Source organism: Psychrobacter sp. D2, assembly GCF_013608135.1.
GTDB lineage: Bacteria > Pseudomonadota > Gammaproteobacteria > Pseudomonadales > Moraxellaceae > Psychrobacter > Psychrobacter cryohalolentis.
Window position 1 is genome coordinate 120,500 of the sequence record NZ_JACDXZ010000002.1, and the last position, 16,384, is coordinate 136,883.

The window sequence follows — 16,384 nt, forward strand, 5'->3', positions numbered from 1 at the left end:
TATGCCTAAGCGCTTATTAAGCAATCAGTAGCGACAGAGGTGACACAGTAAATTTATGAATACTACTCATTCCAACCTAACAAAATGGTCCTTTGCCAGTCGATTTTTTCACTGGATTAGCGCGATTTTATTGCTGATTACATGGACCATGATTTTTTTATATGACAACCTAGATAGCAATCTCTATATTGGGCTACATAAAGCCTTTGGGGTTAGCCTGTTATTTTGGATGATAGCACGAGTCATTAATCGCATCTTTACCAAAGCGCCACCAGCAGTATTGATGCCGAAATGGCAAATGCTGCTTTCCCAATTGTCGCATTTTGTACTTTATGCTCTGTTGATTGCGATGCCAATAGCAGGGTTAATGATGTCTTTGTATGGTGGCCGTCCGGTTGATATATTTGGTATATTTCAGATACCTGTACTAGTAACCCCAGATAGAGGGTTGGCTCGACTCTTTAATGACTGGCATGTAGATATCATTTGGCCAATGATTATCACCTTTACTGTGCTTCATATCGGGGCGGCTTTGTATCATCAGTTTGTGAAAAAAGACAACCTCATAGCACGTATCAAGTAATAGACTTTTAATATCGTTACGACATATCAAAAATGCTGCTTATAGCACTTTTGTATTAAGAAATGGCATCTATTTCGTAGTTTCCACAGTGTAAAATATACCCGTAAAAAAGCCCTGCGTATCATACACAGGGCTTTTTTTGATGATCAAAATAAATATGAGCTAACTATAAATTTACTTTTTATGCTCAGGTAAATTAATATTCATCTCAAGCACGTCCAAGCTATCTTCAGAACGATGATTGATATTGACATCATCAATCTGTACGCCATTGACATATTTATTGACCACTTCTAATATCTCACGTTTCATTTTTTCGATACGGTCTGCGGTCAAGCGATTGTTTAAGCGATTTTCACTTGCGACAATAACCTTTAAGCGCTCAGTTGCCATATTGGCACTGCCTGCATTGCTGTCGTCAGTGCCAAATAAGCTACTCCAAAATCCTTTTTTCTTACTCATTATTAACCCCCAAACCAGCGCTGTAATAGACTCTTTTTCTTCACGTCAATATGACGTAATGGACGTTCTTCCCCTAGGAAGCGAGCGACAATATCATCATAACATTGACCAGCAATAGAGTCGGTATAATGAATCACGGGCTCACCGTGGTTAGAAGCTTCCAGCACGGAATGGCTCTCAGGAACAACGCCCAGTAATGGAACTTTTAAGATGTCATTTGAGATGGTTTCAATATCCATCATCTCATTGGCTGCTGCGCGCTCTGCATTATAGCGTGTGATAATCAGATGCTCACGTACAGAACCTTGATTTTCAGCCACTTTTTTCGTCTGGCTTTGCAAGATACCAATGATGCGATCTGAGTCACGTACTGATGAGATCTCAGGGTTGGTAACGATGATAGCTTCATCCGCATGATACATGGCGAGCTGCGCGCCGCGTTCGATACCTGCAGGTGAGTCGCAAATAATGTAATCGAATTGCTTAGAAAGCTCTTCCATAATCTCTGCCACACCGTCATCTGTTAACGCATCTTTATCGCGCGTTTGACTGGCAGGTAGAATGTAAAGATTTTCCAATTGCTTATCTTTGACAAGCGCTTGTGATAGGCGTGCATTGCCATTGATTACATCGACAAAGTCATAAACAATTCGATTTTCGCAGCCCATAATCAAGTCTAGATTACGCAAGCCTACATCAAAATCGATAACAACTGTCTTATAGCCACGTAATGCTAAACCGGCGGCAAAAGAAGCACTGGTCGTGGTTTTACCCACACCGCCTTTACCCGAAGTGATTACAACAATCTTCGCCACAATGGCACACTCCTATAAATTGATGAATTGATGAGATATTTATTATATAAAACAGCATATATATATTATAAAGCATTATGCTTTCTGGTCGTCCATACGCTGTATATATACTCTCTGCGAGCGTAAGCCTAGCATAAATCTAGCAGAACTTATAGCAAGTCTCTATTAAAGCATACAAACGGCTAAGATATAAAATTAAGCGATTACCTAACTGACATATAAGGACGTAGGTGTGGTAAATAGTGGCAGAGCTAAAAATTCATCATAGCGCAGTTTTGTTAAATAAACTTACTACAATATGAATTAAAAGGGTTTTTGACATATTTACTTTTTAAACTTAAAAATATCTATAAAAATCATTAGGGTTTGACGCCTTTATTAATCTGAGATTCATCAATGATCGTAAATACCAAACCTTGACCTTCTAAAAACCGCACTTCGACCGATTTATCAATCACATGCTCAGGCAGATTGTCGCGTAAGCAATAAGTACCTGCGACTGACACCAGAGAGGGGTTAAAAACTTGGCAAAAAATGCGTGCGTCTTTATCGCCCGTAGCCCCTGCGACCAAGCGACCTTGAGCACGACCATAAACGTGCAAGTTATTATCAGTAATAGCTTCAGCACCACTATTGACACTGTTGGTCAAAATCAAATCGCCACCGACATGATTGAGACTTTGTCCTGAACGCAGCATTTGATCATAGATAAGACTGGTAATATGCTCAGTACTGATAAGGGTTTCTGCTGTTTCTACAGATAAATCAGCTTGCATTTCCACGCTTGTTTGTAGCGCTTGCTGAGCACTCACGTTATCCGTCTTAGACTCACTATTATCAGTAGCAGCCGTTGTAGGAGCAGCAACTTGGCTTAGTTGCGTTACTGCTTTCTTACTGGGTAAAATGCGCTCAATACGCTTGCCATCTGCTGGAAATATTGCCAAGCGTAGCTCACGTGCTTGCGCGTCAAGTAGCCCCGTCACGACGCCGATAGGCTGTAAACCCCAAGACCATAGCAACTCGACCAGTGCTGATAGATCTTGCTCAACCTCGCTATCAATCAGCACAGGAATATGACTGCTCTTATTGCTCAACGTGCTTTGTAATTGAGCAGTAATCGCCACAAAGTCATCGGTACTAAACTGTACCCGTGAAAAGGTCAGCATTTTGCCATAAAAGGCTAAAGCAGGCGTGGCTGACGAAGTGTCGGTATAGTTGTCGGCAATGGTCATAATCTACATCCTCAAAAGGTAATCGTAATGCTATATTCGTGGTGATATTTTTCTTATCAAATCATTATTTTAAAGCTTTAAAGATTCTATAATTTAAGCAAGTCTTGATGCTTCCACTGTTGAACTTTTATTTGCGCTTCAAATTCTGTCAGACCATCATCGATAATGCTAGCAATGAGATGGTCTAATGCCGGATTGTCTGTATCGATTTGAGCGATACCACTAGCGATAGCGACCATCAATGCGTCAAGGCGTTCGGCGTCAAGCAGACGCTCGTTGAGCGCATAAACCACATTTTCACCAATATTTTGCCCCACATGTTGTAGCTGTGATTCAATCAAGCTACCCGCAATAGGTATCATACGCAGATAGCGGCGCAATTCTGGCGTATTGGCAAGCCCATCTTGGATCGCATTGCCCACTTCACTAGCGATAATAGCGCCGCCACCTGCTGACTCAGTTAGAGCTTGTAGTTTTGGTGTCATCTCTTTACGCAGTAGTGACAATATAGCGGCTTCAATCTCATCACGATTGCGCGAGATGGTAGAGTCGATAAACGATTTTTGCCTCTTCGGATCAGTAAGCTCTTGCCGAAAGGTCTGAATGGTCGTTAAAATAACGCGGTCAGACAACTCCTCTAATACTACATCGATATAGAAGTTGATTCTATTGATCCATGGCTGAGGCAATACTTGATAGCCTAGTTGATATAGGCGTCGTCCGATAATAACAACGCGAAATAATCGCAGCGCACGCAATTGCGGAAAACAGCCTAATACCTCGTACCAATGCACAAAAGGAAAAAAGAACCAGCGGTAATAGATTTTTTCTTTGATGGCAATCGCCCAGCGTAATAGCAGCTCTGCAATCAAAAACAAGGTAAAAAAGCCGCCCACGGTACGTAATGAGTCATGGATATTACTTTGATACCAGATTAATTGATTGGAAATTCCAAGCCAGTTTGCCGCGTCACTACTAAAACTACTCATCAAAATAGCATCAGTACTGATAACCAATAAATCAATACTGATGGCGATAATCATCACGATATCATAAGTAAGCTTTAAACGATTTGGTTTAGGACGATTTGGTCTTGAAGGCGGAGTCTCTGGTGACCCTGCTAAGGACTGATTGAGCGTGGACGTTGACTCTATGGACGGGCGAATAGTGGAAGAGGCGGGCACAGTCAGTCCTTATAAGTAATAAATGGCAGCAGTCATGAGAAGTATTACACCAATCACAACAAAATCAACACAGCGTTCTAACGGTCATTCACATTATCAATGAATAACGCCAAAAAACAAGCCATCAACCATTATAATTTGGTATTTTGCCATTTATATTCTTTCAAAGAATCCTGTCATTTAATTGCTCGAATTGTCAACCTTAGGATTGGTTTCAAACTCAGCCAACATAGTGGTGATACGCTGATCTTTTTGTTGCCAAACATGCTCTACCCAATCAAACATTTGTGCTTTTATATCCTCATCGTTTTCATAGCCACCTTCTTTGATTCCAGAAAATAAATCATCAGGTATTTCAAGATAGCGCACATCAACGCCTAAGCGCTTGATATTGCCTTTCCACAAATCCCCGTAAGTTGGTACCCCATCAGGATAGACAATGGTCATATCTAAGATACCATCGATGTGTTCACCTAAAGCACTAATCGCCAGCGATAAACCGCCAGCTCTTGGTTTTAGCAGATGGGTATAAGGCGAGTTTTGCTTATTATGCTTTTCTTTGGTAAAGCGTGTGCCTTCTAAATAGTTCAGCAAGGTAAAAGGTTTGTCTTTTAATAACGCGCAAGCACGCTTTGCTTCTTCGATATCTTTACCTTTTAAAGCAGGGTTTTTGGCAACCGCTTCTTTAGAGTGACGACGCATCATCGGAAAATCTAAGAAATAAAAAGCCTGACCGACAATCGGGATATAAATCAGCTCAAATTTCGTAAAAAATCGCGTGAGGGGTAAGCGTTTTTCGCTAATGTATTGCACAATACTGGTATCAACCCAAGATTGATGGTTGCTGACGAGCAGATATTTGCCATGCACATGTACATCATCAGGTAGCGTGATACGCCAATCTTTTCTTGGTAAGAGGTTTTTTATTAAGGCATTGTTACTACTAATCCAGTGATTGGTAATTTTAATCACTGTTTGATCTGCAATAGGTGCGCCAGTGATAATTTTGCCCATACCCATCAACCACAAGGGAATACTACCACCAAAGCTATTGGCAGCAATGACACCCGTTGCCGTTGCTAGCGAAACCGCTTTGCCCAATTTAGGGGCACGCTGATGGAGTTTTTGCATGGTGGCGTTTAAGCGCATGACCCATTCCTCTCTGTTAATTTTACAAATATATCAATAGTATGTTTTAAGTATTTCTAACACTACATAGCCTCAAAGACTTAGCTTGCAGGCAATAGGACAACACATATAAGTTTTATTTTTATGCATTTTGACTTTGCTAGACTCTTGATAGTATAGTCATATTCACTTAGCCTACAGATACTTCTAACATTAATAGTTAACGGCAGCCTTTTATAGATGAGGCTTTGATAAGTAAAGAGTCTTCTATGTAGAGTGATTTCATATTTAGATTTTCGCACTGGCTGTTAATAAAAGAGCGTTTAAGTGATAAGACCCTTACTTTTATTCTTGTAATGTTGCTGAGTGATTTTAGCAGAAAAAAATAGAGTGTACGGCTGTAAACGTGACTTGCGATAGCAAATTATGCATTTAACAAAGTCGTATTTATCAACACTTATGCACTTCTCATACATAGATGTGACAAAATATTACACAGAATTAGAATGAGATTGCCATAATACTTTTAGTGTCGATAAACACCCAAACAATATAGTTAATGGCTAATTTGTCGTTAGCGTCTTTTATAAAAGTACGATTATTTTTTCAACTTAAGAGGACATATTATGCGTAATACATTAATGGTTGCAGCAATCGCTTCAGGTTTGGCTCTTACTGGCTGTGTCACTGATCCTAACACTGGACAACAACGTCTTAACAAGTCTGCTATCGGCGCTCTAGCTGGTGCTGCAGGTGGTGCGACTATCTCAAAAGCGACTGGTGGTGATAAAACTGGTCGTGATGCTGCTATTGGTGCTGCATTAGGTGCTGGCGTTGGTTACTATATGGAGCGTCAAGCTCGTCAGCTTGAGCAACAAATGGCTGGTACTGGCGTAACGGTTAAGCCAAACGCTAACGGTAACATTGATCTGGTTATGCCAGGTAGCATCACTTTCTCGTTTGATGATGCGACTTTGAACAACTCATTTAAGCCAACGCTTGATAAACTTGCTGCGACAATGAATGAGTATAACCAAAACACCATCACTATTGCTGGTCATACAGACAGCAAAGGTACTGATGCTTATAACATGAAGTTATCACGTGACCGTGCTTATGCAGTAGCAAACTACTTAAGTGCCCGTGGCGTAGCATCTAACCGTATCAATGTTGTTGCTTATGGTGAGTCACGTCCTGTTGCTGATAACAATAGCGAATTTGGTCGTCAACAGAACCGCCGTGTTGAGCTGACAGTTAATGCACCACAAAGCGTTCGTTAATTTTAAATGATTAGCTAATAGTTAATATCGAAAAAAGGTCAGCATAAAGCTGGCCTTTTTTTTGGCTTGAATTTTGTCTTTCATTAAGAAATTATATTTGATAATAGTTATCAATAACATTATAATTCCCATGCATTTATTTTGCGGATAGCTATTTTTCAGTTTTTAATAGCAAACTGATAATTGCTATTATCTATATTCAAGCTGTTTCAATGCCCGATACAGTGCTGGTTTCGCCTATTTTTATTACTAGTATCGATGTAAAAGATTTATCTTATCTCTTATTTATTTTGTAGCCCATCAAGGACATCTATGAATATCACGACAGTGACAAGCCGTAAAATCTTACCGACTACTTTAGCTGCTGCACTGACAGGGATATTGATGGTATCAGGTTGTAGCAAACAGTCTGATGAAAAAGCGACCACAGATGCACCAGTTGAAACCGCAGAGAAGACAGCTAGCAAAACTTCATCAGCTGCTGATAAAGCTCATATGGATCGCTTGCTTATCAGTTATGCGGATATGGCACATGCTGCATACAAAGATTCGTTAGAGATGGCAAAGCTTTTACAGAGCGCCGTCAATACTTATGTAGAAACACCAACGCAAGCAAATTTGGATGCTGCAAAAGCCGCTTATAAAGCCGCGCGCCAGCCATACTCACAGACTGAAGTATTTAGATTCGATGAAGGTTTTGTGACTGCCAACGACAATCGTAATATTGGTAGTACGGACAGCTGGGAGGGGCAGGTGAATGCTTGGCCTTTAGATGAAGCCTTGATTGATTACGTAAGCGCTGACTATGAAGGCGAGTACAGTAGTAAAGACAACATCATTAATAGCGATAGCATTAGCGTTGGTAGCCTCAAGCAAGATACCAGTAGCATCACGCCTAAGCTGCTCGCAGAGATGAATGAGATTGGCGGTAGTGAATCCAATGTGACCACAGGCTACCATGCTATTGAGTTTATGCTATGGGGTCAAGATACCAATGGCGTCGCTGAAGGTGCTGGCAACCGCCCGTTCAGTGATTATCTAACGACTGATGGTCAATGCACTAGCGGCGAGAATGTCAATCCTGACGCTAGTATCTGTGAGCGCCGCGGACAGTATCTAAAAGCAGCAACTCAACTACTGGTTGATGATTTGACCGCGATGGAAGCGCAGTGGCAACCTGACAGTGAAAACACCTTGCGTAGCGATATGATGGCACGTAGGGATAGCAATAGTTTGCGCCAAATTATGTATCAAATGGGCAGCTTAGCACTTGGGGAGCTTGCCTCTCAGCGCATCCAAGTAGCGTTCGTCACTGGCTCTACTGAAGATGAGCATGAGTGTTTTAGTGACTTGACACACTTAAGCTATGCCAATAACGCTCGCGGTATCCAAAATGTCTTTAATGGTAGCTACAAAACAGTCGCGGGCAAAACCGTAGGTGGTTATGGACTGAAAAACTATCTTGTCGATACTGGCAATACCGAAGCTGCTGATAAATTGGCTGCTGATTTTGCAAAAGTAGAAGCCGCCTTTAATGTCATTGTTGAAAAAGGTGAAAAAGAAAATATCAAGATTGATCAGATGATTGCCACTGTAGGACAGGCGAGTAAACATGGTGTTTCTGCTGAAGAACAAAACAAGCGTCGCGGTTGGATTGAAACCAGTATCATAAGTCTGCAAGAGCTGACAGCTGGTATTGAAAATGCCGCAAAAGCCGTCGGTATTGACAATTTAGATGCAGATGCAGGTTCGCAGTTTTAATTGCTCACTAATCTACTGTCTTAACAGCAAGCATAGCAGTGATTGACATAGCATTGATCGATAATGCCTAATGAGTCGCTAACAGTGAATGAGACTTATTTTCATAAGAAAACAATATAGGTATAATAAACACGTTGTCAATTTTGCTTGGCAACGTGTTTTTTCATAGCGTATTAAAATAGCCAGATAAATCAGCGTGCCGCTGCCACTTATCGACTAGCAATAAAAAATTTTATAGCATGCGATTTTAATGGTTCTATACCAGAACTAAGGTACTCTATGCACATCAAAAAAGGTGTTATCAGCAAACCACGCCCCATACTCCACTCTTCTCTTATATCTCAGTTTAAAACTGCCTCTGTCGGCATGTCTGCGCCATTTACCTTATCACTGGCATTAGTGGGTGTCTTATCACTCAGTGCTTGTCAGCCAGTCAAAGATGCTAATGATAACGCAGCCAACAAAGACCAGCTAAATTCGGAAGGCGTTGAATTGCTGGGCTCTGAGCGTATTCAGACGATTGAGGCGCTGGCTGGCGTACCTATGCAGCAGCTTGCAAGCTTTGATCCGCAAGAAATCAAGCAAGGCGGTGATACTGGGATTGCTATTAGCAGTAGTGAGAGCTACTCTAAACCTTCATCGAACATTACCGCATCTCGCAAAGGCTCGTTCTTTATTGGTAATGCGTTTTTCCGTCAGCCGTGGGTAATTGCGCCTGCCAGTACGGATAGCCGTGATGGTCTTGGTGCGTTATTTAACGTCGCTGCCTGCCAGTCATGCCATGTCAAAGACGGTCGTGGTCATGCTCCTATGACTGCTGAGGACGATGCCGATAGTTTCCTGATTCGTTTGGCGATGCCAGCGACCACGGATAAACAGCGTCAGCAGTTAAAAGATTCACTTATTGAGAAAGTTGCTCATCCTATGTATGGTGGTCAATTGCAAGATCGCGGTATTCAAGGCGTGCCAGCAGAAGCAAGAATTGCCGTGCAGTGGACAGATAAACCGGTTACCTTTGCCGATGGACATATCGAAACCTTGCGCGCACCAACCTTTAATTTGACCAATCCAGGGTATGGTGCGTTTGATGATGAGATGATGGTATCGCCACGTGTTGCTTTACCTATGATTGGGCTTGGGCTACTCGAACAAATACCTGATGCGGATATTAAAAAACAAGCGGCTAGCAATCATAAAAACAGTAATGATATTAAGGGTAAATTTAACTGGGTCATGGATCCACAAACGGGTAAAGTTGCCTTAGGTCGCTTTGGCTGGAAAGCAGGGCAAACCAAGCTGATTACTCAAAATCAAAGCGCCTTTAATGAAGACATGGGTTTAACTTCAAATATCCGCCCACATGAATCCTGCATGCCAACACAAACCGCTTGTAAGAATGCGATAACGGGCGCAGATGAGCAAGGCAATGGTAAGCCTGCGGTTGAAGTCAATGATGAGGTGGCAAAATTTGTAGAATTTTATACGCGCAATTTGGCAGTACCGCACCGCCGTAATGCAGAGGATAAATTGGTATTAGCAGGTAAAAAACGCTTTTATGATATGGGTTGTCAAAGCTGCCATACACCAAGATATCAGCTGCCAAAAACCGCTGATGACCATCTTGAGCAGCATGGACAGGTGATTTACCCTTATACAGATATGTTGCTACACGATATGGGTGATGAGCTTGCGGATCGCACCATTGCTGGCAAGCTGCCACCAAAAAACTTGCAGGTTGAGTTTTTAGCCAACTCTTATGAGTGGCGTACGCCCGCTTTATGGGGAGTTGGACTTGCCCAGACGGTTGATCCGCAAGCGACGTTTTTACATGATGGCCGTGCCCGCACGCTGATGGAAGCGGTACTATGGCATGGCGGCGAAGCCAAAAAACAGCAGCAAAAAGTGCTGATGCTTGATAAACAAGGACGTACTGAATTGAGTGCGTTTTTACAATCACTATAAGCGTCTGACTGTGTATTTTTTAATCTTTAAATGACAGATAGATAAGGTTATCCGCCTGACTGCTCTTTCACTACGATACTGATGCTCTACAATAACGATTGATAATATTACTGAGAACTCTATGAAAATAAACCATGCGTTAGCAATGGCGCTATCGGCATTAAGCGCTGGCATACTCATTAGCTGCGTCAAACCTGCTGATGACAATAAAGCTGCTGAAGTAGATAGCCAAGTTGCCCAAGACAGCGCTGTGCCGAACACTGGCGAAAATGCAGCGGTTAATGGCAGTACAGATAATAACGCTGAAAAAATAGTCGCGGTCGATATCAGTGCTGATACCGAAAAAACCTATTTAACCCATGTGGCTAATGAGATTGTCATACCCGCTTATGCTGACGCGGCGAAACAAAGTGATTTATTGTATGATTTGGCACAAAAACATTGTCAAAAATCGCCAGTCAGCGGTAATGAATTGCAAGCGCTACGTGACCAGTGGCTAGTATTGGCGCAAGCATGGGCAAGTGCTGAGATGGTTAATTTTGGTCCTGCGACTGCCAGTATGAGCAATCTATATGTCAACTATTATCCTGACGAGCGCGGCTTGGTACATAGCGGGGTGGCGGATCTTATCGCTGCCAATCCAAAACTGACGGCTGAGCAACTTGCTAACGAAAGCGCTGTTGTCCAAGGTGTGCCCGGTTTAGAAGAGGTGCTTTATGCTAATGATAGCTTGGATGCTGGTCAGTGCGCTTACGTTATAAGTGCGAGTAGTGCACTTAGCACACGCTTAAAAGCTATCGAGAAAAACTGGCAACAAAACGCCACTAAGCTGTTGGCAATTGATAAAACTGCTGAGAGCGACCAAGGCTTGAACCAATGGATTAACTCTCTACTGTCATTGGTTGAGACAATGAAGTCTAACGCCATTGAGCAGCCATTAGGCTTGAGCGGTAAAGCCAAAGGTCATCTACCTGCTGCGACCGCAGAGCAAAGCCGCGCGATTATCAACGCAAAATTAGCGACTTTAAATAAAGCCATGACCGATCCGGTACTGACTGCTATCTTGGGCAGCAACAGTGAAAATAACGTGGCTGACAATCTATCGACTGCGCTCGCTGATACCACTACGTTATTGGCACAAATGCCAGAAGATTTAGCCACTGCCGATAAAGCCACCCAGCAAGAGCTGTATGATCATCTTACTAGCGTTACGCGCTTAATTAAGCGTCAATTGATTCCGGCACTTGGTCTCCGTGTCGGCTTTAACAGTAACGACGGTGATTAAATAATGGCTATTATCAAAGCGAGTCAAAAGGTCTCAGTGAATAAAAATCATATGCAGTCGGATGCGCTAAAAGCAAAACCGTTTAGCCATGAGCTGCTGACAACCTCATTATTGACAGCGCTTGGTACGGCAACATTCGTCGGTATTCATCATCTTTATCGTAAGCAACGCTTAGCTGATGCTCGCCTGCAAGATTATGTGAGTGGTATTTATGCTCAATTGAATGCTGTGCAATCAGCTGCTACTGGTTCCAAGTCAACGCTTAGACGTTTGCGCTACGCCTGCCAGCAGGCAGCGTCAACGTGGCAACAAGCGTATCGCCTGCCAATGGATGATAACCAGCCTAATTGCCGTGATTTGTCTGCGAATGATTTTAAGTCAATGCATACCACTACTATGCTGACTCGCCCTGTATACTGGGTCAGTGGCGTGGCTTCTATGCCAAAAGACATCTCACTGCTAAGTGAGAGTGATGAAAACGATTTTGGTGTAGTCGGTATTGATGCCGATAGACAAATCGTTTGGCAAACGACCATGCCTGAACGTGTCCATGATATTGTCGTCCAACCTGCCTTTGATTCTCAAAACACCTTTGTTAATCACAACAAAAATCGTGACGTTGTGGTCATGGGTCGTCGTCCTAGTGAAAAATTCTGGGTGCTTGATATTGCGACAGGACAAGTAAAATTTTTGATCAACGCTGCAAACAACCGTCATTTTTATGGTCATGCTTGCTATAGCTCAGATGGCTCAAAGTTATACGTGACTGAAAATGATACGCTAATTTTAGACGGTAAAATCGGTGTTTATGATGTTAAAAATGGTTATCAAAAAATAGCAGAATTTGAATCGTATGGTATCGGTCCACATGAGCTCATTATGCATCCAGACGGTAAAACGTTGGTAATTGCTAATGGCGGTATCAAGACCGAGAGAGCATCGCGTGAAGAGCTTAATCTCGATACTATGCACCCATCATTGGTGTACTTAAACCGCCATAATGGCGATTTACTTGAACAAATTATGCCTGAGCATAATCAAATGAGTGTGCGTCACCTAGCCATGCACGATGATGGCACAGTGATGATAGGCATTCAGTTCCAAGGTGAAAAGCATATCAATGTGCCATTAGTATTGACGCACAAGCGCGGTGATGCTGATTTTAAACCCCTTATTATGCCAAATAACCAATGGCAACGCTTCCACCAATATATCGCTAGCGTTGCGGTTGATAGTAAACGCAATTTACTATGTGTAACCACGCCAATGGGTGGCTGTGCAGCAATATTTGATTTAACGACTCGAGCTTTAATCAACTCTGTCAGTTTGCCAGATTGTGCAGGTGCTTCCGTTTATAGCCGTAATATATGCAGTGGTAACGATGTTGTTAAGACTAATATAGAGCAACAATCCGGTTTTATCGTTAGTGATGGGCAAGGTCAATTAACCAGATTAACGGTCAATGATTTAACAATATTAGACTCAGAACTAAAATCAGACGCTATCGCCAAAAATGACAATATCGGCACAGATAGCAGACGCCATACAATGTCTTTTGATAATCATTTGCAAGCACTATGATATGAATGTGACACTTGAGTACCATAGTCCTTTGTTGCAAAACACTATTCAATGTTTGTCAGAGGCAGGCATTGAATTACAAATAAGCAAAAAGCGGGTTAAAAATATTAATTTTCGTTTAAAGCCACATAAGCTAATGGTGTCTGTACCATCGTTTATTAGCTCAGCACAAGTCGCACAGGCTATAGCGAAGCGTGTACCATGGGCGATAGAAAACCACCCGCAAGTCTTAGAACAATATAAGCGCCAACAATTTCCTTCAAAGGAATCTTCAACGGCTGACAGCACCTTGCTATTGTGGGGGATAAAGCAACCATTCACCTTAAACCACGATAAAAAAATTGCCTATTATCGGCAACATCTTTCTGAAGCAATGCCTGCATTATTTGCAAAGTGGCAACCGATTGTCGGTGCGACAGCCAATGAGATACGCCTAAAAAAGATGCATACGCGCTGGGGCAGCTGTAACACTCGCGCACGCCGTATTTGGCTATCCATCTATTTGCCTGCTTATCCTATTGAGTGCACCGAATACGTCATCGTCCATGAGCTGTGTCATCTACATCATCCCAATCATAGTGCAGATTTTTGGCAAACGGTGGCGACTGCCATGCCTGACTATCAGCGTTGGCACGATATGTTGGCGGGTAAAGGTGGTCAGCTCGATTAGAGATAATACTTAGGTAGTTTCAGTAATGTCGATAAGCCTGATATGATAGCTAATAACGATACAAAATGTGTTGTTTAATAAGTGTATTACATAAACCGTGTTGAATAAGAAAATTAGAGAGACAAGGATGTTTTATGGAAAATGTCAATCAAGCGCAGTTTTGGCAGCAGCGTTATGAAGAGGATAGTATCGGCTGGGATATGGGACAGGTGTCACCACCGCTCAAAGCTTATATTGACCAGTTGCCTGAATCTGCTAAAAGTCAGGCTGTTTTAGTGCCGGGAGCAGGTAACGCTTACGAGGTCGGTTATCTGCATGAGCAAGGGTTTACCAATGTCACCTTGGTTGATTTTGCCCTTGCGCCGATTGCAGCGTTTGCTGAGCGTTATCCTGATTTTTCAGCTAAGCATCTAATCTGTGCCGACTTTTTTGAGTTATCGCCTGAGCAATATCAGTTTGATTGGGTGCTTGAGCAGACGTTTTTTTGTGCGATAAATCCATCACGCCGTGACGAGTATGTGCAGCAGATGGCAGCATTACTGAAACCGAATGGTAAGCTGATTGGGTTGCTATTTGACAAAGATTTTGGGCGAGATGAGCCACCGTTTGGCGGTACAAAAGATGAATATCAGCAGCGTTTTGCGACTCATTTTGACATTGATATTATGGAGCCGAGTTACAATTCACACCCAGCACGGCAAGGCAGTGAGCTTTTTATCAAGATGCACGTAAAAGAGTGATTTCACGCTTGATATTGTCTCGAGCTTGTACTTCGAACTGGTTATGATAATACGCTGTCAAATAAAGTACTGGGTGTGCGAGTAATTTCTGCAAGACTGTAATACGCCCAGTACGATAATCCTCGTTTGCTATATGGCAGTACTCTTGACGCACCGCTTGTGCGTAGACCTCATATTCAGACCAAGGCGTACCCAAAATACTTAAATCCATATCTAAGAGATAAGCCGCATCACTGACAGTATCTTTATCTAGACATTCATGCAGCTCATGAGTGGCTGTCATCATAATCAGTGCGTAGATATGTTGGCATTGCTCAGCACTCAGATAGCATCTTAATGCCTCTACCATATACTCTGCACTTTTTAGTTCATTATCTGAGCGCCTTGGATCATAAATGACATCGTGATAATAGAGCGCCAAAGCGATGATATGCGGCTCATGCAGCTGATGCTTAATCTGTTCGAACTGCGAAAATAATTGCTGAATATGCTGCAAGCTATGATAAGCACGCTGGGTTGCGTTATAGCGTACGGCGATATCTTGCCAAAGCGCATTAACTTTCGCGGGCTTGATAGCATTATTGATAGCTGTTAAATGCCACTCAAAAACCTTACCAAGCTCAGTCTCTATTTGTGACAATCCGTCCATATTCAACCTTCGTTTGATGATTGTCTATCATTTAGAAATTGTTACTTACTTCTTATTGGCAGCGTCTTCAAATGCCTGCTTAAACACTTTGCCAAGCAAATTGACATCATCGACACGGGCATAATTTAGACGGGTGACAAAGGCAATATGACGATGAGGGCCTTGCTCAGCTAGTGGTATCGCGACTGCATTTTGGTTTTGCAGATGCAGCTGGTCTAACGCCATTTCTGGCACTAACGTCGTACCCATATTAGCAAGTGCCATTTGAATAAGTGTGTTTAAGCTGGCATCTGAAAAGCTGGATTTCATCTGCGCACGGTCAAAATGGCAGACAGATAGCGTTTGGTCAGTCAAGCAATGCCCTTCGCCAAGTAACATGAGATTTGCCGTTGCCAGCTCATCAGCGTTGATCGTTTTGAGCTTGGCATGTACATCATTTTTTGGAAAGACGGCAAAGAAGTCTTCGCTCCAAAACTCAAAACTATGTAAACCATCTACCGCATAAGGTAGTGCAATAATAGCGGTATCAATATGTCCATAACGCACTTGCTCAAGCAAGCGTTCTGTTTGTTGCTCGACGATAGTCATACGAAATTCTGGATAGTGCTCACGCAGCGCAGGCAACACTTTTGGTAGCAGATAAGGTGCAATCGTTGGAATAATACCAACGGTCATAGGGTAGGCAAGGGGCGATTGATGGCTATGCGCGCGGGTGGTCAAGTCGTTGACTTCAGAAAACACCCGCTGCGCCCGCACCAAGATATCTTCACCGATAGGGGTGATCAAGACTTGTTTATTATTTCGCTCAAAAATCTGTGTATCAAGCTGTTTTTCCAACTCAGCGATACCCAAGCTCAGCGCCGATTGCGAGATATTGCAATCTTCTGCTGCACGTTTAAAATGACGGTGTTTGGCAACGGCTAAGGCGAACTCAAGTTGACGTAAAGTAATCATAAAACCTCTCTAATAATGAGTTTTTCATGTAATTTGTTTTACTTATTTATCTTGTGTACACTATCAATGTTCACTGATGTATAGATATAAAAAGTAGA

Annotated in this window: 15 protein-coding genes; 8 read left to right on the top strand and 7 right to left on the bottom strand. The window is 42.4% G+C overall.

Annotated elements, in window-relative coordinates:
• Nucleotides 1-55: 55 nt before the first annotated feature.
• Entirely contained in the window at nt 56-583 is a 528-nt protein-coding gene (locus tag H0262_RS03155; protein WP_181209662.1) for a cytochrome b, read from the top strand.
• A gap of 174 nt (nt 584-757) precedes the next feature.
• Here H0262_RS03155 and minE read toward each other — a convergent pair whose 3' ends face one another.
• The 5 genes from minE to H0262_RS03180 form a co-directional block, all read right to left on the bottom strand.
• A complete protein-coding gene (minE, locus tag H0262_RS03160; protein ID WP_011514407.1) occupies nt 758-1,045 on the bottom strand; it encodes a cell division topological specificity factor MinE in 288 nt (95 codons plus the stop codon).
• Nucleotides 1,046-1,047: 2 nt separating this feature from the next.
• A complete protein-coding gene (minD, locus tag H0262_RS03165; protein WP_011514406.1) occupies nt 1,048-1,860 on the bottom strand; it encodes a septum site-determining protein MinD in 813 nt (270 codons plus the stop codon).
• Between the two features lie 359 nt (nt 1,861-2,219).
• Entirely contained in the window at nt 2,220-3,092 is an 873-nt protein-coding gene (minC, locus tag H0262_RS03170; RefSeq protein WP_181209663.1) for a septum site-determining protein MinC, read from the bottom strand.
• 86 nt (nt 3,093-3,178) lie between these two features.
• A complete protein-coding gene (locus H0262_RS03175) occupies nt 3,179-4,276 on the bottom strand; it encodes a hypothetical protein (RefSeq protein WP_181209664.1) in 1,098 nt (365 codons plus the stop codon).
• Nucleotides 4,277-4,456: 180 nt separating this feature from the next.
• Nucleotides 4,457-5,425, bottom strand: a complete 969-nt coding sequence (locus tag H0262_RS03180) for an acyltransferase (RefSeq protein WP_181209665.1) — start codon at nt 5,423-5,425, stop codon at nt 4,457-4,459.
• Nucleotides 5,426-6,030: 605 nt separating this feature from the next.
• On the opposite strand from H0262_RS03180, the gene H0262_RS13230 reads away from it, so the two are divergent.
• The 7 genes from H0262_RS13230 (at nt 6,031) to H0262_RS03215 (ending at nt 14,683) form a co-directional block, all read left to right on the top strand.
• A complete protein-coding gene (locus tag H0262_RS13230) occupies nt 6,031-6,684 on the top strand; it encodes an OmpA family protein (protein WP_011514402.1) in 654 nt (217 codons plus the stop codon).
• Nucleotides 6,685-6,996: 312 nt separating this feature from the next.
• Nucleotides 6,997-8,445, top strand: a complete 1,449-nt coding sequence (locus H0262_RS03190; protein ID WP_181209666.1) for an imelysin family protein — start codon at nt 6,997-6,999, stop codon at nt 8,443-8,445.
• A gap of 279 nt (nt 8,446-8,724) precedes the next feature.
• Nucleotides 8,725-10,407 carry a di-heme oxidoredictase family protein gene (locus H0262_RS03195; RefSeq protein ID WP_181209667.1) on the top strand — a complete coding sequence of 561 codons (1,683 nt, stop codon included), beginning with the start codon at nt 8,725-8,727 and terminating at the stop codon, nt 10,405-10,407.
• 121 nt (nt 10,408-10,528) lie between these two features.
• The gene (locus tag H0262_RS03200; protein WP_181209668.1) at nt 10,529-11,692 is read left to right on the top strand and encodes an imelysin family protein; all 1,164 of its coding nucleotides are present in this window, start codon (nt 10,529-10,531) and stop codon (nt 11,690-11,692) included.
• A 3-nt stretch (nt 11,693-11,695) separates the two neighbouring features.
• Nucleotides 11,696-13,273 (top strand): DUF1513 domain-containing protein, encoded by a 1,578-nt coding sequence (locus H0262_RS03205; RefSeq protein WP_181209669.1) that lies wholly within the window; start codon nt 11,696-11,698, stop codon nt 13,271-13,273.
• Nucleotide 13,274: 1 nt separating this feature from the next.
• Nucleotides 13,275-13,943 carry a M48 family metallopeptidase gene (locus H0262_RS03210; protein ID WP_181209670.1) on the top strand — a complete coding sequence of 223 codons (669 nt, stop codon included), beginning with the start codon at nt 13,275-13,277 and terminating at the stop codon, nt 13,941-13,943.
• Nucleotides 13,944-14,077: 134 nt separating this feature from the next.
• Complete coding sequence (locus tag H0262_RS03215) at nt 14,078-14,683, top strand: methyltransferase domain-containing protein (protein ID WP_181209671.1); 606 nt, start codon at nt 14,078-14,080, stop codon at nt 14,681-14,683.
• On the opposite strand, the gene H0262_RS03220 is transcribed toward H0262_RS03215, so the two are convergent.
• Nucleotides 14,661-15,332, bottom strand: coding sequence for a hypothetical protein (locus H0262_RS03220; RefSeq protein WP_181209672.1), 672 nt, complete (start codon nt 15,330-15,332; stop codon nt 14,661-14,663). The genes H0262_RS03215 and H0262_RS03220 overlap by 23 nt on opposite strands.
• 45 nt (nt 15,333-15,377) lie before the next feature.
• On the bottom strand, nt 15,378-16,286 hold the full coding sequence (locus H0262_RS03225) for a hydrogen peroxide-inducible genes activator (RefSeq protein WP_133104746.1): 909 nt from the start codon (nt 16,284-16,286) through the stop codon (nt 15,378-15,380).
• Between the last annotated feature and the right edge of the window lie 98 nt (nt 16,287-16,384).